The organism is Arthrobacter sp. Y3221087, assembly GCF_059089905.1.
Genome location: NZ_JBNHFE010000002.1, coordinates 290,763 through 315,300, shown reverse-complemented (window position 1 = coordinate 315,300; position 24,538 = coordinate 290,763). Strand labels below are relative to the sequence as shown.

Below are 24,538 nucleotides of genomic sequence, written 5' to 3'. Positions count from 1 at the left end.
TCGGGAAACCGGGCCCCTGCCGGGCGGGCCAGGCTACGCCTCGGCACGCAGGGACCGGCGCTCCATTTCCAGCATCAGCAGTTCCCGGTTGAGCCGCTGGTAGGTTTCCGGATCCGCTGCCGGGTCCAGCCGCTGCAGCTGGCCCATCTTGTCCGCCTTGACCCGGGTGATCTGCAGCTCGAACAGGCGGGACAGGATGTCCCGGCAGTACTTCTGCACCGCTTCCTCCGTGCTCGCGGGCAGCGGCACCACAGCCAGCTCGGATACCAGCGGCCGCAGCGGTTCCGGCACCTCATGCATCACGTGCTCCACCCACCGCACGGGATCCACCACCAGGCCCGGCCCGGTGGCACGCATGGCGTCGTGGACGGCCTGAAAGGCCGGGGTGGCGAACCTGGCAGCGGCGAACCGGTCCCACATGCCGCCTTCCAGCAGGGACGGCATCTGGAGGGCCACCTCGAGTGCCTGGCGCTCCATGGAGGCCACGGGGTCGCGGGGGTCCGGCCGGTGGAAGGACGGCACGGCTCCCGACGCCGGGCCCGCTGCCACGCCCGGCCCACCGGCCGGAGCGGGGGCCGGCTGCTGGCCCTGGGGCTGGGAACCGGGTGCGGGCGGGCGTCCGGTGTCTCCACGCTTAACCGCTGCATTCACCAGCCGCAGCACCTCGTTGGGGTCAGGCATGCCCAGCCAGCCCGTGAGCGCCTGGCAGTAGCCGGTGCGGGTGGACGCGTCGCGGATGGCCGCCACCACGGGCACGGAGGCCTTCAGGCCCTGCACGCGGCCTTCCACCGTGTCCAGGTTGAACTGCTTCAGCGTGGCGCGGATGGCGAATTCGAACAGCGGCCGGCGGGACTGCACCAGGGCGTGCACCGCCTCGTCGCCCTTGCTTTGGCGCAGGTCGCAGGGGTCGGCGCCGGTGGGCTCCACGGCCACGTAGGTCTGGGCGGTGAAGCGCTGGTCCTCCTCAAAGGCCCGCAGCGCGGCCTTCTGGCCCGCGGCGTCGCCGTCGAAGCAGAAAATCACCTCTCCCCCCGTGCCGTCATCAGACAGCAGCCGGCGGGCGATCTTGATGTGTTCGGTGCCGAACGCGGTGCCGCAGGTGGCCACCGCCGTCGTGATTCCTGCCAGGTGGCACGCCATCACATCGGTGTAGCCCTCGACTACCACCAGCTGGCGGTCCTTCGCGATGCTGCGTTTGCCGAGGTCGATGCCGTAGAGGACCTGCGACTTCTTGTACAGCGCCGTTTCCGGGGTGTTGAGGTACTTGGGGCCCTGGTCGTCCTCGTAGAGCTTGCGCGCGCCGAAGCCGATGGTGTCCCCGGCGATGTCCCGGATAGGCCAGATCAGGCGGCCGCGGAAACGGTCGTAAATGCCCCGGTTGCCTTCGGAAAACATGCCGGTGAGCTTCAGCTCGGCGTCGGTGAAGCCACGCCCGCGGAGGTGCTTGAGGAGCGCGTCCCAGCCTTGCGGCGCGTAGCCGCAGCCGAAATGCTCCGCCGCCGCGCGGTCAAAGCCGCGGCCATGCAGGAAGGTCCGCGCCTCCGCCGCCCCGGGAGTCAGCAGCTGGGCGCGGAAGAATTCGTCCGCGATCTTGTGGGCGTCCAGCAGCCGCTGCCGGCGGCCCACTTCCTCCCGGTTGGGGCCGGTGCCGCCGTCCTCATACCGCAGCTCGTAGCCGATGCGGGCCGCGAGTTTCTCGACGGCCTCCTGGAACGAGCTGTGGTCCTGCTTTTGGACGAAGGCGATGACGTCGCCGTCCTCGCCGCAGCCGAAGCAGTGGTAGCGGCCCACCTGGGGCCGGACAGTGAACGACGGCGAGCGCTCGTCATGAAACGGGCACAGGCCCTTGAAGGTCCCCAGCCCGGCGCCTTTAAGCGTGACGTAGCCGTCAACAACTTCCTTGATGTCCGTGCGCTGGCGTACTTCGTCAATATCTTCGCGTTTGATCAGGCCGGCCACAGACTAATCCTAGTGTTGGGGTACGACGGCGGCTGGCAGGTCATGACGTTCGTCACCACGGCGTTCATCATCACGGCGTTCATCACCACAGGGACGGCAGGCTCCCCACCAGGCGCTCGTACATGGCCAGTGCCGAACCGTCCGTCAGGGACGCCACCTGGTCGATTACGACGCGGAGCCGGGCGCCGTCGTCGGCTGCTTCCCGCCAGTCGGCCGCGAACATCGGTTCCAGGTGCCGGTCCCCGGTGGCGCTCAGCGCGGTGACGAGGGCGTGCAGCACCTCGCGCTGCCGCTCGTAGATGGGCTGCCGGTGCTCCGTGGTCATCACGAAGGTGGTGGCCAGGCCCTTCATGACGGCGATCTCCATGACCGTTTCGTCCGGGACCATGAGCTCGGCTTCGTAGCGGGTCAGTCTCCCCGGTCCATACACGGCACGGGTGGTTTCCAGCGCGCTCTGGCAAAACCGGCCGATCAGCTGGCTGGTCATGTTCTTCAGGGCGGCCATGGACTTGCGGCTGCCGTCCGCCTCCCGGACCCACACCTCCGTAGCCTCGAGGCGGGCCAGTGCGGCGTCAATGGCCGCGGGGTCGTTGTGCGGCAGGTACCACTGCTTGGCGTAGCCCACCACGCGGGCGCGGTGGTCCGGGTTGTCCATCCACCGCAGCTGGAAGTGCCCGGCCACGATGGCGTCCTCCACGTCGTGGACGGAATAGGAGATGTCGTCCGCAAGGTCCATGACCTGCGCTTCCAGGCAGGAGCGGCGCTCGGGGGCGCCCTGGCGGATCCAGTTGAAGATGGGAAGGTCATCCTCGTAGGCGCCGAACTTGCTGGTGCGCTGGCCGTGGATGACCGGGGCTTCCAGCGCGGACCACGGGTACTTGGCAGCCGCGTCCAGGCTGGCCCGGGTGAGGTTCAGCCCGGCCGGCTGGCCATCCGCGGTCAGCACCTTGGGCTCGAGGCGGGTCAGGAGCCGGAGGGTCTGGGCGTTGCCCTCGAAGCCGCCGATGGCATGCGCCACCTCGTTCAGCGCCGACTCCCCGTTGTGCCCGAACGGCGGGTGGCCCAGGTCGTGGCTCAGGCACGCGGTATCCACCACGTCCGGATCGCAGCCCAGGGCACGGCCCAGTTCGCGGCCCACCTGGGCCACTTCCAGGCTGTGCGTCAGGCGGGTCCGGACAAAGTCGTCGGTGTCCGGTGCCACCACTTGCGTCTTGGCCCCCAGCCGGCGCAGGGCGGAGGAATGCAGGACGCGCGCACGGTCGCGCTCGAAGTCGGAGCGGTACGTGCTCTTGGGCGGTTCTTCCACCCAGCGGGCGGAATCGTCGGCGTCGTAGGCGGCGCGGGCCAACGCGGCGGCCGGCCCGGCCGTTGGAGTCTCAGCCAAGGGAGTTTCAGCCACCGGAAACGTCCAGCTCCGCGGCGGCGATGTCCTTCGACTGCGCGTCGTTGAGCGCCCGGGAGTCCAGCCAGTCCTTGGGCAGCGCCGGCTTCTTCGGTGTTCCTGCGCGGCCGCGCGGGCCCTCGGAATCGACGCCGGGGTAGGGCACCTCGGGGTCCAGCTCATCCAGTAGCGAGCGCAGGACCTCAAGCGTCGGCACCGTGGCGAGCTTGGCCCGCAGGTCTCCGCCCACCGGGTACCCCTTGAAGTACCAGGCCATATGCTTCCGGATCTCCCGGAGGGCCTTGTACTCGTCGCCGCCGAAGGTTTCGATCATCAGCTGCGCGTGGCGGTACACGCCATCGGCCACCTGGCGCAGGTTGGGCCGGTGGCGCTGGTCGCTGCCCTCGAACGCGGCCTGCAGGTCGCCGAACAGCCACGGCCGCCCTTGGCAGCCGCGGCCCACCACCACGCCGTCCACGCCGGTTTCACGGACCATCCGGACGGCGTCCTCGGCGGACCAGATGTCCCCGTTGCCGAGCACGGGGATGTCCGGCAGGGCCTCGCGGAGTCGGGCGATGGCGGACCAGTCAGCCTGCCCGGAATAGAACTGCGCCGCTGTGCGGCCGTGCAGCGCGACGGCGGTAACGCCGGAATCGCGGGCAATCCGGCCGGCGTCGAGGTAGGTGAGGTGGTCGTCGTCGATGCCTTTGCGCATCTTGATAGTCAGCGGGATGTTGCCGTTGGCGGCTTCCTTCACGGCGGTCTGCACGATCGAAGTGAAGAGGTCGATCTTCCAGGGCAATGCCGAACCGCCGCCGCGCCTCGTGACCTTCGGGACGGGGCAGCCGAAGTTCAGGTCAATGTGGTCGGCACGGTCCTCCTCCACCAGCATCCGCACGGCGGCGCCCACGGTGACCGGGTCCACGCCATACAGCTGGACCGAACGGACCTTCTCGTCGTCGTCGTGGGAGATGATCCGGAGGGACTCGGGGGTCCGCTCAACCAGCGCGCGGGAGGTGACCATCTCCGCCACGTACATGCCGCCGCCGTATTCACGGCAGAGCCTGCGGAAGGCGGAGTTGGTGATGCCGGCCATGGGCGCCAGGATCACCGGCGTGTCCACGGTGATGGGACCCAGCTTCAGGGGCGGGAGTTCCAGCTTGGGAGCGGGAGGAGTTGCTGCAACAGTCACCTTTCCATTGTTGCAAAGGCGGGCAAATCGGCTCCCCGGGGCCTTGGGCCGCCGTCAGCCCCGGTCAGCCGCCCGCCGGCCGCGCCGGGTTTGCGGCATCCCGCCGGTGCTGCCGGCACTGTCGGGGGTTCCCGCACTGTCCGGAGTGCCTGGACTCTCCGCACCGCCGGCGGCGCGGCTGGACCGCCGTTCCAGTGCCGCGGCTGCGAGCGATCCGGTGTCGTCCACCTCATCCCCAAGCTGCCGGCCGGCGTCGGCTGCCCCCGGTCCCGGCACCGCGGGTCCGGTTATTCCGACGGCGGGTGCGGCCGGCCGGACGCCGGTCGCCTTGACCACCAGGACGGCGATCAGCGTGGTGACCGGGATGGCCAGGACAAGGCCGATGGAACCAACCAGGGTGCGGATCACTTCCTCGGAAAGTTCGGCGCTGGTGAGCGTCTCCCCCAGCGGCCGGTCGTACAGCATCACGATGATGAGGATGGGCAGCGCCGCCCCCGCGTAGGCGAACGCGATGGTGTACACCGTGGAAGCGATGTGGTCGCGGCCGATCCTCATGGCGGAGGTGAAGAGCTTGCGTGCGCTGCTGGCGGGTGCCAGTTCATAGAGCTCCCACACGGCGGATGACTGGGTGATGGTCACGTCGTTGAGCACGCCCAGGCCGGAGATGATGAGCCCGCACAGGATCACTCCGGTGATGGAGATATTGGACGACGTGTTCACGAGCGTGGTGGCGTCGTGGTTGCCCACCCCGGCCAGGTTGGCCGCATTCGTGGCCCAGGCCGCCAGCAGCGCCGTGATGCCCAGCCCGAAGATGGTCCCCAGCAAGGCGGTGGACGTCCGGGCCGAGAATCCGTGGGCGAAGTAGAGGACCCCGATCATAATCACCGTGGACCCCACCAGCGCCAGCAGCAGCGGGGGCTTGCCTTCCACCAGGCCCGGAAGCATGAAGCTGGCCAGCACGAAGTACGCGCCCACCAGCCCGACCAGGGCTCGCAGGCCCCGCCAGCGGGCGACGGCGATGACCACCACTGCGTACAGCAGGGCCAGCAGGACAATGGGCAGGGTGCGGACGAAGTCCACGAAGATGTAGGCGGGCGCACCCTGCGAGGACGCCGCGCCCTGTGCGTTGGACAGATTCAGGTAGCGGATCTGGTCCCCCGCCTTGACCCCGTGCGACTTGGCGATATCCGGGTTGATGACCACCTTGACCGGACTTCCGCCCTTGTCCGGCTCAGTGAAGGCGAAGGTGCAGTCCGAGCCCTGCTGCCCCGGATTCTGCTGCTGCGCCTGGCCTTGCTGTTGTTGGCCCTGCTGGGCCGCCCCCTGCATGCAGTTCTCCGTCACCACGCTCTGGATGGTGCCGGTGTCGAACGTCACGCCGGGCGCTGCCGAGTACGGATTGGCCAGCGAGATGCCTTCCTTGCTTCCCGACGGCCAGAGCATCGCCATGCCCGCAAGGGTCAGCAGGGTGATGGGAATCAACACCGCCGCCAGGATCCGGTTGGCTTTCCGCCGGGCAGCCATCGCCTCCGGCGTCGGCTCCGAATGACCTGGAGAAGCGTGGGAGTGGCCGGCGCCCATCAGCAGTGAAACCTCATACGTTGAACTCTACGTCCGGCACCGTAGGGTTGATAAATGGATCAGTGGGAGGTACCAGGAATGGCCAACCGAAGCACCGATGACACCAGCGGGCAGACCTCCCGAAGCGCTACCGAGCCCATCCAGCAGGCCGTGCTGGGTGTCCTGGAAGCATCCGGACCCACCCGGGGCGTTGCCCTGGTGCTGCACGGCGGAAAATCCCACAGCCGGGAACCGGTGGAAGCGCGGCACCTGAGTCCGGCGCGGATGGTGCCGTTCGCCAGGCACCTGCACCGGGCGGGACGGAAACACGGCCTGGCCGTGTGGTCGCTGCGGAACAGCGTCCGCGGCTGGAACGGGCCGGACATGGCTCCGCTGCAGGACGCCCGCTGGGCGCTGCGTCAGATCAAGGAGCAGCATCCTGGCGTGCCCATCTTCCTGCTGGGCCATTCGATGGGCGGACTGACGGCTGTCTGCGCGGCGGACCATGCGCAGGTGGAGGCCGTGGTGGCCCTGGCGCCCTGGCTCACCCCGCAGACTCCGGTGGCCAACGTGGCCGGCAGGAAGGTCCTGATTGTGCACGGCACCAACGACCGCTGGACCAGTCCTTCCCAATCGCTGGCGTTTGCGCGGCGGGCCTCCGCGGAAGCGGCCAGCATGCAGTACGTGGCACTGCAGGGAGCAGGGCATTTCATGCTCCGGAAAGTCCGCCTCTGGCAGACCCTTGCCACCGGTTTCATCATCAAGTCCTTCAGCGAGGGCACCGGCGCGGATGTCCGGCCGTCCCGCGCCTTCGGACAGCTCCTGCCGGAGTCATCCGTCCACGTCACCCTGTGATGGCTGCCGGACGCCAACCCAACTGACTCGCACTTGATGTCATGAAACGGGGTTTTGGGAGCGTTAAGTGCGAGTTAGTTGGGTCAGTCCGAGACGACGAGGGTTTCGGCCGCTGCGAGGCGCGCCTTCCCACTCTCCAGGAGGGGTTCGACGGCGGCCCGCAGGGCCGTCATGGAGTCGTCCAGTTCCAGCATGACCGGGTGCTGGTACGCGATCAGCGCAAGGATGTCGCGCACCGCCTCGGCGGCATCACCGGCATCAAGGGCCGGCTCATGGCCCACGAATACGTCGGTGGGAGCATCGGCTGATGCCGGCTCGGACTCCTGGCCGGGTTCCGGCGTGGCGGGCGCCGCATAGCTCACGGCGAAGGCCCGGATCCGGCCCTTCTTACCGGGCGCCACGCCCGCACCGAAAGCCGACTCCGGCTGTGCCCGCAGCACGATGGCGCCGTGGGCGCCGGTGAGCTCGTCCAGGAACAGTTTCTGCACCTGCCCCACGGACAACACGCCGGGCGAGTCCCAGCCGTGGATGGACGTGTAGTACCGGCCTACGACGTCCGTCAGTTCCACGGATCCGGTGGCCAGGTCCATCACCACGTCCGAGCCGGCGTTTTCGCCGCTGACCGGCCGCCCGCCGTAGTCCTTCTCCGGAAAGACGGGCAGCCGGAGGGCGCCCGGCTCCACGATGACCAGCCGGGACCGCTGGATGGGCGACAGCCCGGCGGCCTCCGCGAAGGCGGCGCCGGCTGTGCCGGGCTCCACCTTGGCGCGCAGCTTCGTCACGCCCGACGGCGCGTGTTCGGCTTCCCGCCGCAGCATGGCCAGCAGGCTGGCACCGATGCCGGAGCGCCGGTGGTCCCGCGCCACCTCGATGTAGGTCCACAGCCGCTCGGGGTGCAGCGAGGCTTCGTAGACGACTCCTGCCGCCACGGGAATGCCGACGCCGTCAAGAACGTCCTCGGCCACGATGCAGCGGCGCCACGGGGTGCCGCCGCCCCCGTTGGAGGAGACCGCCAGGGCGCCGCGGAACTGGCGGGCCTGGGCAGTCTCCGGGCCGCCCCAGATCTCCAGGAGCGCCAGGTCGTCGCCCTCACGCCATTCGCGGTATTCGATGGCCATGGCTAGGCCCCGATCAGGCGTGCGGCCAGGTAGCCCTCCACCTTGTCCAGGGAGACGCGTTCCTGGCTCATGGTGTCCCGTTCGCGGATGGTCACTGCCTGGTCCTCGAGGGTGTCGAAGTCCACCGTGATGCAGAACGGGGTGCCGATCTCGTCCTGGCGTCGGTAGCGGCGGCCGATGGCGCCGGCGTCGTCGAAGTCGATGTTCCAGTTCTTGCGCAGCTGGGTACCGAGGTCCTTGGCCTTCGGGGACAGGTCCTCGTTGCGGCTCAGCGGCAGCACGGCGGCCTTGACCGGGGCCAGGCGCGGGTCGAGCTTCAGGACGGTGCGGACGTCCACCCCGCCCTTGGCGTTGGGGGCCTCGTCCTCGGTGTAGGCGTCGATCAGGAAGGCCATGAAGGACCGGGTGAGGCCGGCGGCGGGCTCGATCACGTACGGGGTGTACCGCTCGTTGGTGGCCTGGTTGAAGTAGCTCAGGTCCGTGCCGGAGGCCTTGGCGTGGGTGGAGAGATCGAAGTCGGTGCGGTTGGCAATGCCTTCCAGCTCGCCCCACTCGGAACCCTGGAAGCCGAAGCGGTACTCGATGTCCGTGGTGCCCTTGGAGTAGTGGCTGAGCTTCTCCTGGGGGTGCTCAAAGAAGCGGAGGTTCTCTTCGCGGATGCCCAGGCCGGTGTACCAGGCCATGCGCTCCTTCATCCAGTACTGGTGCCATTCCTCGTCCGTGCCAGGCTCCACGAAGAATTCCATTTCCATCTGCTCAAACTCGCGGGTGCGGAAGATGAAGTTGCCGGGGGTGATCTCGTTGCGGAAGGACTTGCCGATCTGGCCGATGCCGAACGGCGGCTTCTTGCGGGACGTGGTGAGCACGTTGTTGAAATTCACGAAGATGCCCTGGGCGGTTTCCGGGCGGAGGTAGTGCAGGCCTTCCTCGCTGGCCACGGGGCCCAGGAAGGTCTTGAGCAGGCCGGAGAACTCCTGCGGTTCGGTCCATTCGCCACGGGTGCCGCAGTTGGCGCAGGCGATGTCCTTGAGGCCGTTTTCGGCCGGCCGGCCCTTCTTTTCCTCGTACTCTTCCTCGAGGTGGTCCGCACGGTAGCGCTTGTGGCAGGACAGGCATTCCACCAGGGGGTCGGAGAAGACCTCCACGTGGCCGGACGCTTCCCATACCTGGCGGGGCAGGATGACGGAGGAGTCCAGGCCCACCACGTCCTCGCGCCCGCGCACCACGGACTGCCACCACTGGCGCTTGATGTTTTCCTTCAGCTCGGCGCCGAGGGGCCCGTAGTCCCAGGCAGAACGCGAACCTCCGTAGATCTCACCGGCCTGGAACACGAAGCCCCTCCGCTTGGAGAGGGAGATGACCTGGTCGAGAACGGATTTTGCTGCCATGGGGGTAACTCCAATTTCTACAGGGCCGCTGGGTGCGGTCCGCGTTATTCAGGCCCCGGGCAACACCAGAGGTATGGCGCTTCCGGCGGCCGGGCGGGGCGGATGATGGGGTGCGAAAAAGCTGCGTGTCCTAGCCTACCGGCCGGCGCCCGCGGAGCGCGCCCCGCGGCCACGGCAGGGTGGCGAGGATGATGGCGCCCAGGGTCAGCACGGTGCCCAGGACGGTGGCCGGCGCCACCACGGTGCCGGGGGCAGGCAGCACCACGTCCAGGGCCAGGGAACCGAGCAGCTGGCCGGCGATCATGCCGAGGCCGGTCACCAGAACCCCCAGGCTCCTGACCAGGAGCGCGCCCAGCCCGATGAAGACACAGCCCATGGGCCCGCCCAGGTAGTACCACCACTCCCCCGGCAGCGGATTACCCGGGCCTGCCACCAGCAGCTTGACGGCGAGCGCCACCCACAGCACCAGGCTGCCCGCCACGAAGTTGACCAGCGTGGCGGCGATGGGTGTTCCGTAATGCATGGTGGCGGTCCCGTTCATGGCCTGCTGGAAGCTCATCAGGAACCCTGCCGCGACGGGAAGCAGGAGCGGAAGGAGCAGGCCGGCAGGGCCGCCGTCGCCGGCTGCACCGGAGCCGGTGAAGCGCGGCGACACAGCCCAGGCGACGGCGGCGATGGTCAACACGCAGCCGATGATCCGGATGCCGGTGACCGGCTTCTTTCCGGCCGGGCCGAGGCCCAGCCGGTCCACCAGGAGGCCGCTCACAGTCTGCCCGGTGACGGTGGCCACCGTGAACAGTGCGACGCCCAGGACGCCCACCGTGAAGGACTGGGCAAAGACAAACAGCGCGCCGATGCCCCCTGCCAGGACGTAGACGCGGGGAAACGCCCTGGCCCGGACGGCGGGAAGGATCCGTGCCAGCCCGGCGCGGCCGCGGGGCAGGAGCAGTGAGATGAGGATCATGACAAGCAGGCCTGTGCTGAAACTCACCACGGCGGCGGCGATGCCGTCACCGAGGCGGGCTCCGAGTGCTCCGTTGATCCGGCCCTGGACCGGGATGGCGAGGCCGGCGCCCACCGCCAGCGGTAGGCCTGCGAGGACAGGCAGGCGGGAGGTGGAGGTCATTGAATCCACCTTACGTCAGGCATTATTGCTGTATGAGCAACCCCGTTGAGGACGTCCCCATCCGCGACAGCATGATCCGCCTGGGCCAGCTGCTGAAGCTCGCCAACCTCGTGGAGGACGGCGTGGAGGCCACCGAGCTGATCAAGAACGGGCTGGTCAAGGTCAACGGCGAGATCGACGACCGGCGCGGCAGGCAGCTGCGCAACGGCGACACCGTCACGGTGAACAACCAGACCGTGAGGGTCGTCGCTCCGGAGGCCTGAGGCCCCGGGACGGCGGCATGTTGTGCAGGCGCTGGGCGGGGCATCCTCCGCAAGCCGCCGCCCGCCGTCGTACTCCTTACTTCTTCAGGACCTCGTGGGTGAGGAACTCGCCGACGTGCCCGATCTCCTGCTGGTTGATGCCGTGCCACATCCCGGTATAAAGCACCTTGGTCAGCTTGACGTGCTTGCGGACCCAGGCCATGGTGAAGTCGATCTTGTCCGGGGTGATCACCGGGTCCTGCTGGTCGCGGCCCCAGAACATGGGGATGGTGCCGTCCAGTTCATCGTCCCGGAAGGTGGGGTCGCCGTCCGCGTCCACCACGAAACCTGAGAGGCCGACGAGGGCTGCGAAGTCGGTGGGCCGCTGCCGCAGCAGGGTGGTGGCCATGGCCATGCCCATCGAGAAGCCAAGAAGGGTAACCGACGGGTGCCCCACCCGGATCGCGTCGATCCACTCCAGGACGTAGGCAGAGGCCGCCTTGACCCGCTCCAGGGAGTAGTCGATGGACGCGGTGAGCGGGAACCAGGTGAAGCCGGGACCCATGGCGATGGGTGCCCGCACGGAGGCGACGGCGAAGTCCCCCGGCAGCAGGTCCGCGAGGCTCAGCAGGTCCTGCTCGTTGGCGCCGTAACCATGCAGCAGCACCAGCAGCGGCTTCCCGTCACGCTGGTCCTCAGGGTGGGACCACAGGACAACAGGGGCAGGAAATACTTCGGCTTCAGTCATGGTTTCCATTCTTACAGGTACCCGAACGCCGCAACCTACGTTCGCGTAGCCAGCAAGCCGGAAGGCAGGATAGGGACCGTGACCGACGCAAGTGCCATCCAGACGCCGCCCGCATACGCCCGATCCCACCCCTGGAGCCGCTATGTGGCCATGGGTGATTCCTTTACCGAGGGCATCGGCGACCCCGAACCCTCCCGCCCCGGCGGCTACCGCGGCTGGGCCGACCGCGTGGCGGAGGAACTGGGACGAAGCCAGCCGGACTTTGCCTACGCCAACCTGGCCGTCCGCGGCAGGCTGCTGCAGCAGATCGTGGATCAGCAATTGGCCCCCTGCCTGGCGCTGAAGCCGGACCTCGTCACCCTGTCCGCCGGCGGCAACGATCTGATCAGGCCCGGCGGCGATCCCGACGCCCTGGCCGAGAAGCTCGATTCCGTGGTCCAGATCCTGGCCATGGGCGGCGCCACCGTTGTCCTCTTTAACGGACCCGATACCGGCTCCTCCGTCCTGGGCCGGATCCGGAGCAAGGTGGCCATCTACAACGAAAACCTGCGCACCGTCGCGGCCCGGCACGACGCCATCATCGCGGACATGTGGTCCCTCCGGCAGCTCAGCGACCCCCAGATGTGGGACCAGGACCGGCTGCACTTTTCGCCGCTCGGTCACCACACCATCGCGGCGATGGTGCTGGACGCGCTGAACGTGGAGCACGCCCTGGAACCGCTCCAGCCCAAGCCGCTTCCGCCCCGGTCGTGGCGGGAGGCGCGGTCCGGCGACCTGGTGTGGGCCCGCGAATACTTCGTCCCCTGGGTGCTGCGCCGCCTGCGGCAGCAGTCCTCCGGTGACGGCATCACCGCCAAGCGTCCGACGCCGGGTCCCGTCTTCGGCCCGGGCGTCCCCCTGGGCTCCGGCGAGGGACCGCTGGGAAACACCGGGGCAGTCCGGCGGTAGCTGACCGCGGCAGATCAACCCCGACGGCGGCCAGTCCAGGCGGTGGGCATGGAACCTGATGCGGTGGTGCGGTTGAGGCTGCAGGCCCAGATGCTTCGCGAACCTCGCGCGGGGTCCCCCGAGGCGGCACTCCGGCGGCTCCTGGCGGTGCAGGCACAGGAGTTCCCCTATGCCCGCTGGAGCCTGGCCCAGCGTGTAGCTTCCACCGGACGCTCCCCTGTAACGGCTGCGGACATTGAGCAGGCCGTGGCCGACGGGACAGTCCTGCGCACCCACATCCTTCGGCCCACCTGGCATTTCGTCCACCGCGAGGACCTGCGCTGGCTTTCGGCCCTTTCCGCCCCGCGGCTGCACCAACTCAATGCACTGACGTACCGGCGCACCGGGATTGATGCCGCCACGGCCAGGCGGACAGGTGAGGTGCTGGCCAGCGCTGTCGCGGGCGGCAACCACCTGACCCGCGAGCAACTCGCCGGAAAGCTGCAGGCGGCCGGCTTCGAAGCCAATGGGCTGCGGCTTGCCTACATCATCATGCACGCCGAGGTCAGTGGCGTTTTGGCCAGCGGCACGCCTGTCCGCAGCCGCGGCGGGGCGCTCAAACAGACCTATGCGCTCTTCGACGAACGGGTTCCTCCCGGCCCGCAGCCGGGACCGGCCCGGGAGGAAGCCCTGGCTGAACTCGCGTGCCGCTATTTCACCAGCCGCGGTCCTGCCACGGCCAAGGACTGCGCCGGGTGGTCGGGACTGACGGTGACGGACGTCCGGAAGGGGGTGCGGCTGGCCAGGGAGGCACGGCCCGAAGCGCTGGCCGCCACGGTGATTGACGGCGTCGAGCACTATTTCGCGGCCACCGGTGCGGATCCAGGGACTCAGGCCGGCGGTACACCGGCTCCGGCACCGTGGATCGACCTGGTCCAGTGCTACGACGAATACATCATGGGCTACTTCGCCACCCGGCACTATATGGGCGGCGGCGCCCCTGCCTTTCCCTTGGCCGGCGAGCCCATCCACGTGGTGCTGCTGGACGGCCGGATGGCAGGCTCGTGGCGGCACAGGCTGCTTCCGGAACGGTGCGAACTTGATATCCGCCTGCATGATTCCGCCGGCGCCACCCCTGGATCACCGCTGGCCGCAGCAGTCCAGGAAGCCGTGGACCGGTACGCCGCCTTCATCGGACTCCCGGCCATCCGGGTACCGTCCGGGACTAAGCTTGAAGGACACACATGAGAGGCGCAGCACCGTGAGCAACCTGTTTTTCTGGATCATCATCCTGTCACTCCTGATCCCGGTGGCCATGCGGATGTACCGGAAATCGGTGGCCCGCCGGAACTACGACCAAAGCTTCCCCGGCCGCTACCCCGAACAGTTCCCCGGGGCAGGGCAGTTCCCGCGTTCAGGACAGTTTCCCGGTTCCGCCGGTCCGCAGAGCAAGCAGCCCCGTGACGGCTACACCCAGCAGGACTACTTTGCGGGCGGGTTCCGCCAGTTGGACCGGCCGCAGCCCCTCGACAACCCGCAGCCCCTGGATAACCCTCACCCGCTGCCCAACCAGTACGGCCAGCCGCCGGTGCCGCCCATGGGCAACGGCAACTGGGCCCCGCAGGAACCGCCGTTCCAGCAACCGGGCATCCGGCAGCAGGGCGGGCAGCAACCTGCCGGGAACCCCGCCCCTGAACAGCCTTCCGCGCCCGCCACTCCCCCGCCGCCGTCGGCACCGCAGGGATTCCGGGCCCGCAAGCTGGCGGAACTGGACCAGCAGTACAGCAACGGCGAACTGTCCATGGAGGAGTACATGGCCCGCCGCGGCGAGATCATGAACGGCTAGGGCTCAGTCCACCTGGGGGAATCCGAGATCGATCACCGAGGTGGACGGGTCGGGCCACCTGGTGGTCACCACCTTTCCGCGGGTGTAAAAGCGGATGCTGTCCGGACCGTACATGTGGGTGTCTCCGAACAGGGAGTTTTTCCAGCCGCCGAACGAGAAGGCGCCCACAGGTACGGGGATTGGCACGTTAACGCCTACCATTCCCGCCTCAACGTCGAACTCGAACTGCCGCGCCGCACCGCCGTCGCGTGTGAAGATGGCGGCACCGTTGCCGAACTCGTTTTCATTGACCAGCCGCACGGCGTCGCTGTAGCTCTCCGCCCGGACCACGGACAGGACGGGGCCGAAGACCTCGTCGTCGTAGACCCTCATGCCCGGCTTGACGTGGTCTATCAGGCTGACGCCGAGGAAGAAGCCATCCGAGGCGAATTGCTGCTCCCGCCCGTCCACTACCACGCTGGCGCCTTCGCTTTCCGCTCCGGCCACATAGGACGCCACCCGGTCGCGGTGTTCGGCCGTGATCAGCGGCCCCATCTGGGAGGACGGATCCGTCCCGGGGCCGATCTTCAGGTCCGCCATCCGGCGTTTGATGGCTGCCACGAGGTCATCGGCGATGTTGCCCACCGCCACCAGGACGCTGACAGCCATGCACCGTTCGCCGGCCGAGCCATAGGCGGCGGACACCGCAGCATCAGCCGCCATGTCCAGGTCGGCGTCGGGCAGGACCACCATGTGGTTCTTGGCTCCGCCGAGCGCCTGGACACGCTTGCCGTGATCCGCGGCGCGCTTGTAGATGGACTGGGCAATGGGCGTGGAACCTACGAAACTGACGGCTTTGACATCCCGGTGCTCCAGCAACGCGTCCACCGCTTCCTTGTCGCCCTGGACCACGTTCAGCACCCCCGGAGGCAAGCCTGCCTCCGCGAAGACCTCCGCGATGAAAACGGCAGATGAAGGGTCCTTCTCGCTCGGTTTGAGCAGGACCGTGTTGCCGCAGGCGAGCGCGCTGCCGATCATCCACAGCGGAACCATCGCGGGAAAGTTGAACGGGGTGATGCACGCCACCACGCCCACGGGCTGCCGGACGGAGTGGACGTCCACACCGCCCGAGACCTGCTCGGAGTGCTCGCCCTTGAGCATGTGGCTCAGCCCGGTGGCGAACTCGATGTTCTCCAGACCGCGGGAGATTTCGCCTTCAGCGTCGGAGAGCACCTTGCCGTGTTCGCTGGTAAGGATTGCCGCCAGCTCCGGCTTGCGCCGGGCCAGGATGTCGCGGACTTTGAAGAAGATCCCGCTGCGCCTGGCGAGGCTCGTAGCCCGCCAGCCCGGGAGTGCCGCCTTTGCTGCCGCAATGGCTTCCTCCACCCGGGCGCCGGACGCGAGCACCACCTGTTTTTCCTGTTCGCCGGTGGCAGGGTTGAAGACGGGGCCAAAGCGTTCTGCCTCCGTGACCCGCTGTCCATTGATGATGTGGGGAATGGTCTGCATGGATGCCTCTTTCGGAATGGTCTGCCTGCGGGTGTTAGTCAGCGGTGCGGAGCGAGCCGTCTACCAGCTTGATGATCATGGAGCAGTCCTTGCCGGCTTCCCCCGCGTCGACCAGGCGCTGGAACAGCTGCTGCACGTGCCTGCCGAGCTCCAGCGGGGTGCCGGTGTCCTCGGCAGCACTGATGGCCAGCCCAATGTCCTTGTTGGCCAGTTCCGTAGTGAACGTGGGCGCAAATTCGTTGTTCGAAGCGGCGGTCTCCACCACGCCCGGGACCGGGTACCAGGTTCGCAGCGCCCAGCTGTCCCCCGACGAGACCGAGGCGATGTCCCAAAAGACCTGCTTGTCGAGGCCAAGCCGGTCTGCCAGCACGGCACCCTCAGCCGTTGAGGCGAGGTTGATGAACAGCATGAGGTTGTTGCAGATCTTGGCTGCCTGGCCCGTGGTGGCGCCGCCGGTGGGAATGATGTTGGCGGCCATCGGACGGATGTACTCCGTGGCGTCCGCCACCGCTCCCGGCTCCCCGCCCACCATGAAGGTCAGCGTCCCGGCCTTCGCCCCGCTCATGCCGCCCGAAACCGGCGCGTCAACGAAGCGGAAGCCGGCGGCAGCAGCGGCGTCGTGCAGTTCCTGCGCCGCTGCGATGTCGATGGTGGAGGAATCAACCAGCAGGGTGCTGGTACCTGCGGCGGCCAGCACTCCTTCCGGGCCCAGGTACACGGCCCTGGCATGCTCGCCCTTGGGGAGCATGGTGAAGACGGCGTCGGCTCCCTCCACTGCTTCGGCAATGCTGCCGGCGGGCTTGACCCCGCCGGCCTCCGCGGCGGCAAGGGCTGCGGGGTTGAGGTCGAAGCCGCGCACCTCATGTCCGGCCTTGGCCAGGTTCACGGACATGGACCCGCCCATGTTCCCCAGTCCAATCCATCCGATTACTGCCATCGCCCAGGCTCCTTTGCTCTGCGGCCGGCCGCCATGGCCGGACCGCCCAGTGACAACGGTTACATGCTGTTAGAGTGCAATCAAGGGGAAAAATCACAGACAGTATGTGCACTGATGCACATTGACGGAAGGTTGCACCAGTGGCCCGGCTTCCCAGCCCAGACGACCTGCTGATTCTCCTGACCGTGGCACGGCTGGGACGGTTCAACGCCGTCGCCGAGAGCCTGGGAACCACGCACACCACCATTTCCCGCCGCATCCTGGCATTGGACCGGCAACTGGGCGGCAGGACGCTGGAACGCAGCCCGCAGGGCTGGGAGCTGACCGAGCTTGGCGCCTCCGCAGTGGCGGCCGCCGAGGCCATCGAGGAAACGCTGGGCTCGCTTGCCGGCACCATCGGCCAGGAACGCGATGCCCTGTCCGGCATGGTCCGGATCAGCACGTCGGACGGTTTCGGCGCCGAATTCGTGGCTCCGGCGCTGGTACGCCTCCAGCAGCGCCATCCCCTTCTGAATATCGAGATGCTCAGCGCAACCCGCAAGGTCAGCCGCAACCGGTCCGGAGTTGACCTGGAAGTGGTGGTGGGCGGAACCGACGTCAACAATGCCCAGACGATTTTCCTTACCAACTACTACCTCCGGCTTTACGCCAGCGCCGCCTATGCAGCCCAGCGCGGACTGCCGGAAACGCCCGACGGCGTGGGGCAGCACGGCTTCGTGTCGTACGTCGAATCCGCCCTCCAGGTGGCGGAACTCGGCCACCGGTCCTCGCAGCTGCCCACGCCGAAATCCAGCTTCCAGGCCACGAGCATCTTCGCCCAGGTGGAGGCTGTACGCAGGGGCGCGGGCATCGGGCTGCTTCCCAACTTCATGGTGGCCCGCGACCCCGGTTTCATCCCCGTCCTTCCGCACGATTTCGAGCGCCAGCTTCCCATCTGGGCAGTGGCGCGGCCGGAGTCGATGCGGTCCGGGCGCGTCCAGGCGGTCATAGCCGCGCTCAAGGAAGAAGTGGCGGCCCGGCAGGACCTGCTGGCCGCCTGAGTCCTGCCGCGGGCGGCAAGCATTCAGGGGCGGAACAGCCGGCGGACCACCTTCCCGGCCGCCAGGGCGTCCAGGCCCTCATTGATCTCGGCGAGCGGGCGCGTGTCCGAATGCAGCAGTTCCACCGGCAGCCGGCCGTCCCGCCAGTAGCCGAGATAGCGGGGGATGTCCCGGCCGGGGACGGCGTCGCCCATGTACGAGCCGAGCAGCCGCTTGCCCGCACCCGCAAACTGGAGCGCCGGGACGGCCAGTTCCGCGGACGGATGCGGCAGGCCCACCGAAACCACGGCGCCGCCCCTGGTCACCAGCTCAAGGCAGGAGGCGATGACACGGGCGGAACCCACTGCCTCCACGGCAACATCCACGCCGTCACCGGCGGCATCTGCAATCAGCCTTGCAGCGTCCTCTGGGGTACCGGCAGCGCTGGCACCACAGTCCAGGGCCAGCTGGTGCTTGTCCCTGTTTGGATCAATGGCGACGATCGAACCCGCACCGGCGATGCGGGCTGCCATGACTGCCGACAGGCCGACGGCGCCGAGGCCAAACACGGCTACCGACTCCCCGCCGTCGACCTTTGCCGTATTGAAGACCGCGCCCATGCCCGTCAGCACCGCGCAGCCGAACATCGCGGCAACCGTGTCCGGGACGTCGTCGTCGATCACCACGACCGATTCGCGCGCAACCACCGCGTAGTCTGCGAAAGCCGACACGCCAAGGTGGTGGTTGATGCGCTCCCCTGACCGGGTCCGCAGCACGGCCTCACCGTGCAGGAGGTCGCCGGACCCGTTGGCTTCGGCGGCACGGTGACACAGGGCGGGCCGGCCTGCCCGGCAGGCGCGGCAGTCCCCGCAGCTTGGAACGAAGACCAGCACCACGTGGTCGCCCTCGGAGACACCGGTGACTCCGCTGCCCACCGAGGCCACCCTGCCCACCGCCTCATGCCCCAGCGCCATCGGGAGGGGCCGGACGCGCGAACCGTCCACCACGGAGAGGTCGGAGTGGCACAGGCTCGAATACTTGATGGAAATTCCCAGCTCGCCTGCCCGTGGTTCGGGCCGTTCCAGCTCCTCCACCGTCAGGGGGCGTGCGTCGGAGTACCTGGTTCCCGCGGGAACGGTGTTGTAAAGGACAGCGGCTCGCATGAGGGTTCCTTGGTGTGGTTGGGGTGGTGGTCATGCGGCTGCCCGGACCCGGAATCCGGGCCCGGGCAGCTGCCTTACCTGTGGTGCCTGGCTGCGTGCTACTTCTTGCTGGCAGCCAGGAGGTCTGCGGTGCCCTTGGCATCCGCGGCGTCGACGTCATGCAGTGAGATGCCCCTGGTCTCCTTGAGGAAGAGCACGGACACCGCCGTCACGATGCAGGCGGCCAGGAGGTAGAGGGCCACCGGAAGGGATGAATTGAAGTTGCCCAGCAGGGCGGTGGCGATGATCGGCGCCAGCGAGCCGGCAACGATCGAGGTCACTTGGTAGCCCAGGGACACGCCGGAGTAGCGCATCCGGGTGGGGAACATCTCGGCCATGATGGACGGCTGGCCCGCGTACATCAACGCGTGGAAGAGCAGCCCGATGGTGATGGCGGCCAGGATGACCATGTCATTGGCTGTGTCCATCATGGGGAAGGCGAAGAAGCCCCAGGTTCCGCCGAGGATGGCGCCCGCCATGTAGACGGGCCGCCGCCCGAAGGCGTCGGAGAGCTTGCCGACCAGCGGGACGGCGCAGAAGTGGATGAAGTGCGCCACCAGCAGCAGGAGCAGGATCCGTGAAGTGTCCGTCTGGACAACCACCTTCAGGTACGTGATGGAGAACGTGACCACCAGGTAGTAGAGGATGTTTTCGGCGAACCGGAGCCCCATGGCGGTGAAGACGCCGCGGGGGTAGCGGCGGAAGACTTCGGCAACACCGTAGCCCTTCTTTTCCGCGGTGACTTCCTTCCGGGCTTCGATGAAGATCGGAGCGTCCTGGACCTTGGTGCGGATGTAGTAGCCGATGATGACGATGACGGCGGACAGCCAGAACGCCACGCGCCAGCCCCAGCCGAGGAAGGCTTCCTGGGACAGTGTCGAGGACAGGGTGAACAGTACGCCCGTGGCCAGCAGGTTGCCCATTGGAACAGCAGACTGCGGCCAGCTGGACCAGAACCCGCGGGACTGGTTGGGGCTGTGCTCTGCCACCAGCAGCACGGCGCCGCCCCACTCACCGCCGACAGCGAAGCCCTGCACGAAGCGCAGGAACACCAGGAGGGCGGGAGCCCAGTAGCCGATCTGGGCGAAGGTGGGCAGGCAGCCCATGAGGAAGGTGGCCACACCCACCAGGATGATGCTCAGCTGCAGGAGCTGCTTGCGGCCGAACTTGTCACCGAAATGGCCAAAGACGATGCCGCCGATGGGGCGGGCCACGAAGCCTACGGCGTAGGTGACGAATGCGGCAATGATGCCGTCCAGTTCCGTGCCTGAGTTGGGGAAGAACGTTTTGCCGAACACCAGTGTGGCGGCAGATGCGTAGAGGAAGAACTCGTACCATTCGACCACCGTGCCGGCCATCGAGGCCGTGACGACTTTCTTCAGCCCTGAGGCCTTAACATCGGTTTCCTCGAGCCGCCGTGTGGCGGAGTGTTCCGTACTCATGAGTGAACTCCTTTGGCGTCTCCGTCGACACCACAATGGGGATCGGACAGCGGTTTTGTGGTGAGCACCACAAAACTGCAGGTTCACACGAGTATTGTCTGGTGACGCGCTGAGCTCAACGCCGAATACTGCAGGAAGCATCTGCAAAAATGCACATCCAGCACTGCGGCCCGGTGGGAACCCCGGGCTCGGCAGGGGTTCAAGGCAGGAGGTGCTCGCGGAGCTGGTCCCCGAGCTGCCCGATTTCCGTCAGGAAGCCGTCGTGGCCGATCGGCGCTTGGATCAGATGCACGTCCACGTCCCCGGGCAGTGCGCGCGCCAGCTCCCGCGACTGGGACGGGAAGTAGAGCCGGTCCGAATCGACTGCAGCAATGAAGAACCGGGCTTCGGAACGGGCCAGCGCTTCGGCCAGCGTTCCGCGTTCCCTGCAGACATCGTGGCTCATCAGCGCCTCGGTGATGGCGATGTAGCTGTTGGCGTCGAAGCGCTGGACCAGCTTGTTGCCCTGGTGGTCCAGGTAGCTCTCCACCTGGTAGCGGCCGCGGCCCGACAGGCAGTCAGCCTGCAGCGGTGATTCCGGGGCCTGGGGCTCCCGGCCGAACCTGCCCTCCAGCTCGGCGGCGGAGCGGTAGGTGATGTGCGCGATGCGCCGCGCCAAGGCCAGGCCTTCCTCGGGGAACGGGCCGCCGTAGTAGTCGCCGCCGTTGAAGTTGGGGTCCTGGCGAATGGCAAGGGTCTGTGCCTGGGCAAACGCGATTTGCTCTGCCGTGCTGGCGGCGCCCACGGAAATCACGGCGCAGCGCTGCACCCGCTCCGGGTAGGTGATGGCCCATTCCAAGGCGCGGGCACCGCCCAGGGAACCCCCTAGGACTGCGTACCAACTGCCGATGCCGAGCTGGTCTGCCAGCCGGGCTTCGGCCACGGTGCTGTCCCGCAATGTCACCAGGGGGAAGCGGGAACCCCAGGGTGTCCCGTCCGGGGCGGGCGACGACGGCCCGGTGGACCCGTAGCAGCCGCCCACAATGTTGATGGACACCACGAAGAACCGGTCCGTGTCCACGGGGGCACCGGGGCCGGCAAGCTGTTCCCACCAGCCGGGTTCGTCGCTGTCGCCGCGGGTGACATGGGTGCTGCCGGTCAGGGCGTGCTCGATGAGGATGGCATTGCTGCCGTCCGCGTTGAGCGTGCCCCACGTTTCGTAGGCGAGCGTGACGTCCGGCAGGTAGCCGCCGGCTTCCAGTTCCAGGCCCCCGATGGAGGCGTAGCGGACAATTCCGTGCTCGGGAACGGTGGTAGGGGTGACGGTAACCGTCATGGCAAGACCTCTTCTACGCGCTTGCCCACCGGCGGAATGACCGGCAGGCCAGGTCTTCACCCGGGGCACCCCACCGCGGAAGGAGGGTTGCCGGCCAGCAAGCCGGGGCTGTCACTGGCACTCATGACCTGGTTCGAGTGTACGAAACACCACCCGGCCCGGGCCAAGAGTGTGACTGGTTGTGACTTCCCCGGCTTTGCGCACGCGGGCCCGCCACCCGCCGTCGGGCCCTGCTCCCCGGACCGTCCGCTCAGGCGCCCTGCGCCTCCTTGGCGGCACGGAACCCGGCTTCAAGGTCGGCGAGGATATCGTCGATATGCTCCAGGCCCACTGACAGGCGGACCAGTCCCGGGGCGACGCCGGCCGCCGCCTGCTGCTCCGGTGACAGCTGGCTGTGGGTGGTCGACGCCGGGTGGATGACCAGCGAGCGGACGTCCCCGATGTTGGCCACGTGCGAGTGCAGCTCCAGTGCGTCCACGAAGCGCTTGCCCGCCTCGGCACCGCCGGCCAGGTTGAAGGCGACAATGGCGCCGGTGCCCCTGGGCCCGTACTTGCGGCCGCGCTCGTACCAGGGGCTGGAAGGCAGCCCGGCGTAGGCGACGGATTCGACGTCGTCCCTTGCTTCCAGCCACCGCGCCACCTGCCCGGCGTTGGCCACATGGCGCTCCACGCGCAGGCTCAGGGTCTCCAGGCCCTGCGAAATCAGGAAGGCGTTGAAAGGCGAAACGGCGGAACCGAGGTCCCGCAGGAGCTGGACCCGGGCCTTGAGGATGTAGGACAGGTTGGCCCCCAGCGCCCCGCCCTCGCCCAGGTCGCGGCCGTATACCAGCCCGTTGTAGGTCGGGTCCGGGGTGTTGAAGCCGGGGAAGCGGTCGGGGTCCTTGCTGAAGTCGAACTTGCCTGAATCGACGATGACGCCGGCGATCGCGGCGCCGTGGCCGCCCAGGTACTTGGTGGCCGAGTGGACCACGATGTCCGCGCCCCATTCCAGCGGCCGGATCAGGTATGGCGTGGACAGCGTGTTGTCCACGATCAGGGGCACGCCGGCCTCGTGGGCGGTGCGGGAGACGCCCTCGATGTCCAGCACGTCCTGCCGCGGGTTGGACACCACTTCGGCAAAGAAGAGCTTGGTGTTGGGCTGGACCGCCTCGCGCCAGTGGTCCAGGTTGTCCGGGTCCGCCACGAAGGTCACCGAGATGCCGAACTTCTTCAGGGTGTGGGCGAACAGGTTGTAGGTGCCGCCGTAGAGGCTGGGGCTGGCCACGATGTGGTCGCCGGCCTCGGCGATGTTCAGGACGGCGAATGTTTCTGCCGCCTGCCCCGAGCTGAGGAGGAGCGCGGCCAGGCCTCCTTCAAGGCTCGCAATCCTCTGCTCAACGGCATCCTGGGTGGGGTTGCCGATGCGCGTGTAGATCGGGGCGAGCTCGGCGAGGGCGAAGCGGTTGGCAGCGCTCTCGGCGCTGGGAAAGACGAAGGAGGTGGTCTGGTAGATGGGCAGGGCGCGGGCGCCGGTGGCAGCATCCGGTTCCTGGCCGGCGTGGATCTGGCGGGTTTCGAAGGACCATCCGTTGGACATTCAAGGCTCCTTTGATTGGGCCCGGCATGCTGGAAGCACCACGGGCCGCGCTTGCCACCCGGCCTTATTGCCGGACGGCCAGGTCCTCACCCGGGGCACCCCGCCGCGGATGGAGGGTTGCCGGCCAGCGAGCCGGGGCTGTTGCTGGCACTCATGACCTGAGCCCAGTGTAGGAATGTGGCGGGCCGGGCGAACAGCATTGTGACGAACATGGTCCCGTGTTCCTACCATGGAGCAGGTTTCGAGGGTGCTGAAATCGGAAAATCCCAGTAAGGGTATCCTTAGCTGAGAGCCCGATCACAAAGTGCCAAGATGATGGCATGCGCATGGATCACGTCTCTTACGCCTGTGAACACGATGGCCTCGCGGCCACCACCGAACGTATTTCTTCTGCCCTCGGCGTTGAGGCAGTGAAGGGCGGGGTACACCCGCGGTTCGGTACCCGGAATATGATCATCCCGCTCGCGGGACACAAATACCTTGAGGTCGTGGAGGTCCTGGACCACCCTGCGTCGGACAAGGCTCCCTTCGGACAGGCCGTCCGGGCCCGCTCCGCGGCCGGCGGCGGCTGGATGGGCTGGTGTGTCGAAGTTGACGACCTTGCTCCGTTCGAGGCACGCCTGGGACGGGCTGCCGTCAACGGCAACCGCAAGTTTCCCGACGGCCGCGAGCTGGTGTGGAAGCAGATTGGAATCCTGGGCCTCATCGCCGATCCCCAGGTGCCCTACATGCTGAAGTGGGAGGGCGATCCGTCGCTCCACCCGTCCAACGCCTACGAGAGCAACATCAAGATGAGCTGCCTGACCATCGCAGGCTCGGCCTCCCGGGTCACCGAATGGCTGGGCGAACCGGTGGAAAAGCCGCTGGAGGATGTTGCAGTTGAGTGGGTCGCCCCGCATGGTACGCCCGGCATCCTCTCAGTCACCTTCGAAACCCAAAACGGAGCGGTCACCATCTGACCTTCCTTTGACAGACTTCGGCCGCCATCAGGATGTGACAACGGCGTCACCTCCCGATGGCGGCCGAAGTTGCTTAGCCGCGGGTCTTTTTCAGGGCTTGGATCTCTCGGAGCAACCGGTCAAAATGTCGGCGCCTCCCCCGATGATGTTCCTATGGGATTCAGAACGGGCACGGATGGAGACTTAGCGGGAGCAGTGCTGCCTTCTGTCACCGCCCGGACTTCCGCCGCTCCTGTCGCAACGCCCGGCCGGAATGTC

21 protein-coding genes and 2 riboswitches are annotated in these 24,538 nt (G+C 67.6%); of the genes, 7 read left to right on the top strand and 14 right to left on the bottom strand.

Features of this window, described 5'->3' with window-relative positions; all coding sequences use genetic code 11:
• Nucleotides 1-33: 33 nt before the first annotated feature.
• The 4 genes from dnaG to AC5RUO_RS11045 form a co-directional block, all read right to left on the bottom strand.
• The gene (dnaG, locus tag AC5RUO_RS11060) at nt 34-1,959 is read right to left on the bottom strand and encodes a DNA primase (protein ID WP_494010501.1); all 1,926 of its coding nucleotides are present in this window, start codon (nt 1,957-1,959) and stop codon (nt 34-36) included.
• Nucleotides 1,960-2,041: 82 nt separating this feature from the next.
• Nucleotides 2,042-3,343 (bottom strand): deoxyguanosinetriphosphate triphosphohydrolase, encoded by a 1,302-nt coding sequence (locus AC5RUO_RS11055; protein ID WP_494010697.1) that lies wholly within the window; start codon nt 3,341-3,343, stop codon nt 2,042-2,044.
• 7 nt (nt 3,344-3,350) lie between these two features.
• Nucleotides 3,351-4,532, bottom strand: coding sequence for a tRNA dihydrouridine synthase DusB (dusB, locus tag AC5RUO_RS11050; RefSeq protein ID WP_494010502.1), 1,182 nt, complete (start codon nt 4,530-4,532; stop codon nt 3,351-3,353).
• Between the two features lie 54 nt (nt 4,533-4,586).
• Entirely contained in the window at nt 4,587-6,113 is a 1,527-nt protein-coding gene (locus AC5RUO_RS11045) for a YibE/F family protein (protein WP_494010503.1), read from the bottom strand.
• A gap of 78 nt (nt 6,114-6,191) precedes the next feature.
• Here AC5RUO_RS11045 and AC5RUO_RS11040 point away from each other — a divergent pair, with 78 nt between their 5' ends.
• Nucleotides 6,192-6,947 carry an alpha/beta hydrolase gene (locus AC5RUO_RS11040; protein WP_494103528.1) on the top strand — a complete coding sequence of 252 codons (756 nt, stop codon included), beginning with the start codon at nt 6,192-6,194 and terminating at the stop codon, nt 6,945-6,947.
• Nucleotides 6,948-7,030: 83 nt separating this feature from the next.
• Here AC5RUO_RS11040 and AC5RUO_RS11035 read toward each other — a convergent pair whose 3' ends face one another.
• From AC5RUO_RS11035 to AC5RUO_RS11025, 3 genes are all read right to left on the bottom strand, one after another.
• The gene (locus AC5RUO_RS11035) at nt 7,031-8,065 is read right to left on the bottom strand and encodes a GNAT family N-acetyltransferase (protein ID WP_494010505.1); all 1,035 of its coding nucleotides are present in this window, start codon (nt 8,063-8,065) and stop codon (nt 7,031-7,033) included.
• Between the two features lie 2 nt (nt 8,066-8,067).
• A complete protein-coding gene (locus AC5RUO_RS11030; protein WP_494010506.1) occupies nt 8,068-9,453 on the bottom strand; it encodes a glycine--tRNA ligase in 1,386 nt (461 codons plus the stop codon).
• A gap of 130 nt (nt 9,454-9,583) precedes the next feature.
• The gene (locus tag AC5RUO_RS11025) at nt 9,584-10,579 is read right to left on the bottom strand and encodes a DMT family transporter (RefSeq protein WP_494103527.1); all 996 of its coding nucleotides are present in this window, start codon (nt 10,577-10,579) and stop codon (nt 9,584-9,586) included.
• Nucleotides 10,580-10,611: 32 nt separating this feature from the next.
• On the opposite strand from AC5RUO_RS11025, the gene AC5RUO_RS11020 reads away from it, so the two are divergent.
• Nucleotides 10,612-10,842, top strand: a complete 231-nt coding sequence (locus tag AC5RUO_RS11020) for an RNA-binding S4 domain-containing protein (protein WP_009359372.1) — start codon at nt 10,612-10,614, stop codon at nt 10,840-10,842.
• 76 nt (nt 10,843-10,918) lie between these two features.
• Here the strand turns inward: AC5RUO_RS11020 and AC5RUO_RS11015 are convergent, their stop codons facing one another.
• Nucleotides 10,919-11,569: an alpha/beta hydrolase gene (locus AC5RUO_RS11015; RefSeq protein WP_494010508.1), complete on the bottom strand. Its 651-nt coding sequence runs from the start codon at nt 11,567-11,569 to the stop codon at nt 10,919-10,921.
• A gap of 78 nt (nt 11,570-11,647) precedes the next feature.
• Between AC5RUO_RS11015 and AC5RUO_RS11010 the strand changes: the two genes are divergently transcribed.
• Genes AC5RUO_RS11010 through AC5RUO_RS11000 form a run of 3 tightly spaced genes read left to right on the top strand, consistent with a single transcriptional unit; the run spans nt 11,648 to nt 14,342 of the window.
• The gene (locus AC5RUO_RS11010; protein ID WP_494010509.1) at nt 11,648-12,517 is read left to right on the top strand and encodes an SGNH/GDSL hydrolase family protein; all 870 of its coding nucleotides are present in this window, start codon (nt 11,648-11,650) and stop codon (nt 12,515-12,517) included.
• A gap of 48 nt (nt 12,518-12,565) precedes the next feature.
• The gene (locus AC5RUO_RS11005; protein WP_494103526.1) at nt 12,566-13,744 is read left to right on the top strand and encodes a winged helix DNA-binding domain-containing protein; all 1,179 of its coding nucleotides are present in this window, start codon (nt 12,566-12,568) and stop codon (nt 13,742-13,744) included.
• Between the two features lie 13 nt (nt 13,745-13,757).
• Nucleotides 13,758-14,342, top strand: coding sequence for a hypothetical protein (locus AC5RUO_RS11000; protein ID WP_494103525.1), 585 nt, complete (start codon nt 13,758-13,760; stop codon nt 14,340-14,342).
• Nucleotides 14,343-14,345: 3 nt separating this feature from the next.
• Here AC5RUO_RS11000 and AC5RUO_RS10995 read toward each other — a convergent pair whose 3' ends face one another.
• The gene (locus AC5RUO_RS10995; protein ID WP_494103524.1) at nt 14,346-15,830 is read right to left on the bottom strand and encodes a CoA-acylating methylmalonate-semialdehyde dehydrogenase; all 1,485 of its coding nucleotides are present in this window, start codon (nt 15,828-15,830) and stop codon (nt 14,346-14,348) included.
• A gap of 34 nt (nt 15,831-15,864) precedes the next feature.
• A complete protein-coding gene (mmsB, locus tag AC5RUO_RS10990) occupies nt 15,865-16,767 on the bottom strand; it encodes a 3-hydroxyisobutyrate dehydrogenase (RefSeq protein ID WP_494051515.1) in 903 nt (300 codons plus the stop codon).
• A gap of 140 nt (nt 16,768-16,907) precedes the next feature.
• Here mmsB and AC5RUO_RS10985 point away from each other — a divergent pair, with 140 nt between their 5' ends.
• Nucleotides 16,908-17,807, top strand: a complete 900-nt coding sequence (locus tag AC5RUO_RS10985) for a LysR family transcriptional regulator (RefSeq protein ID WP_494103523.1) — start codon at nt 16,908-16,910, stop codon at nt 17,805-17,807.
• A 23-nt stretch (nt 17,808-17,830) separates the two neighbouring features.
• Here AC5RUO_RS10985 and AC5RUO_RS10980 read toward each other — a convergent pair whose 3' ends face one another.
• The 4 genes from AC5RUO_RS10980 to AC5RUO_RS10965 form a co-directional block, all read right to left on the bottom strand.
• Entirely contained in the window at nt 17,831-18,949 is a 1,119-nt protein-coding gene (locus AC5RUO_RS10980) for an alcohol dehydrogenase catalytic domain-containing protein (RefSeq protein ID WP_494051513.1), read from the bottom strand.
• Nucleotides 18,950-19,047: 98 nt separating this feature from the next.
• On the bottom strand, nt 19,048-20,430 hold the full coding sequence (locus AC5RUO_RS10975) for an MFS transporter (protein ID WP_494010516.1): 1,383 nt from the start codon (nt 20,428-20,430) through the stop codon (nt 19,048-19,050).
• 199 nt (nt 20,431-20,629) lie between these two features.
• Entirely contained in the window at nt 20,630-21,745 is a 1,116-nt protein-coding gene (metX, locus tag AC5RUO_RS10970; RefSeq protein WP_494010517.1) for a homoserine O-acetyltransferase MetX, read from the bottom strand.
• A gap of 12 nt (nt 21,746-21,757) precedes the next feature.
• Nucleotides 21,758-21,874: riboswitch (SAM riboswitch) on the bottom strand.
• Between the two features lie 121 nt (nt 21,875-21,995).
• The gene (locus AC5RUO_RS10965; protein ID WP_494103522.1) at nt 21,996-23,321 is read right to left on the bottom strand and encodes a bifunctional o-acetylhomoserine/o-acetylserine sulfhydrylase; all 1,326 of its coding nucleotides are present in this window, start codon (nt 23,319-23,321) and stop codon (nt 21,996-21,998) included.
• 42 nt (nt 23,322-23,363) lie between these two features.
• Nucleotides 23,364-23,480: riboswitch (SAM riboswitch) on the bottom strand.
• Nucleotides 23,481-23,641: 161 nt separating this feature from the next.
• Between AC5RUO_RS10965 and AC5RUO_RS10960 the strand changes: the two genes are divergently transcribed.
• The gene (locus tag AC5RUO_RS10960; RefSeq protein WP_009359382.1) at nt 23,642-24,280 is read left to right on the top strand and encodes a VOC family protein; all 639 of its coding nucleotides are present in this window, start codon (nt 23,642-23,644) and stop codon (nt 24,278-24,280) included.
• Nucleotides 24,281-24,538: the final 258 nt, after the last annotated feature.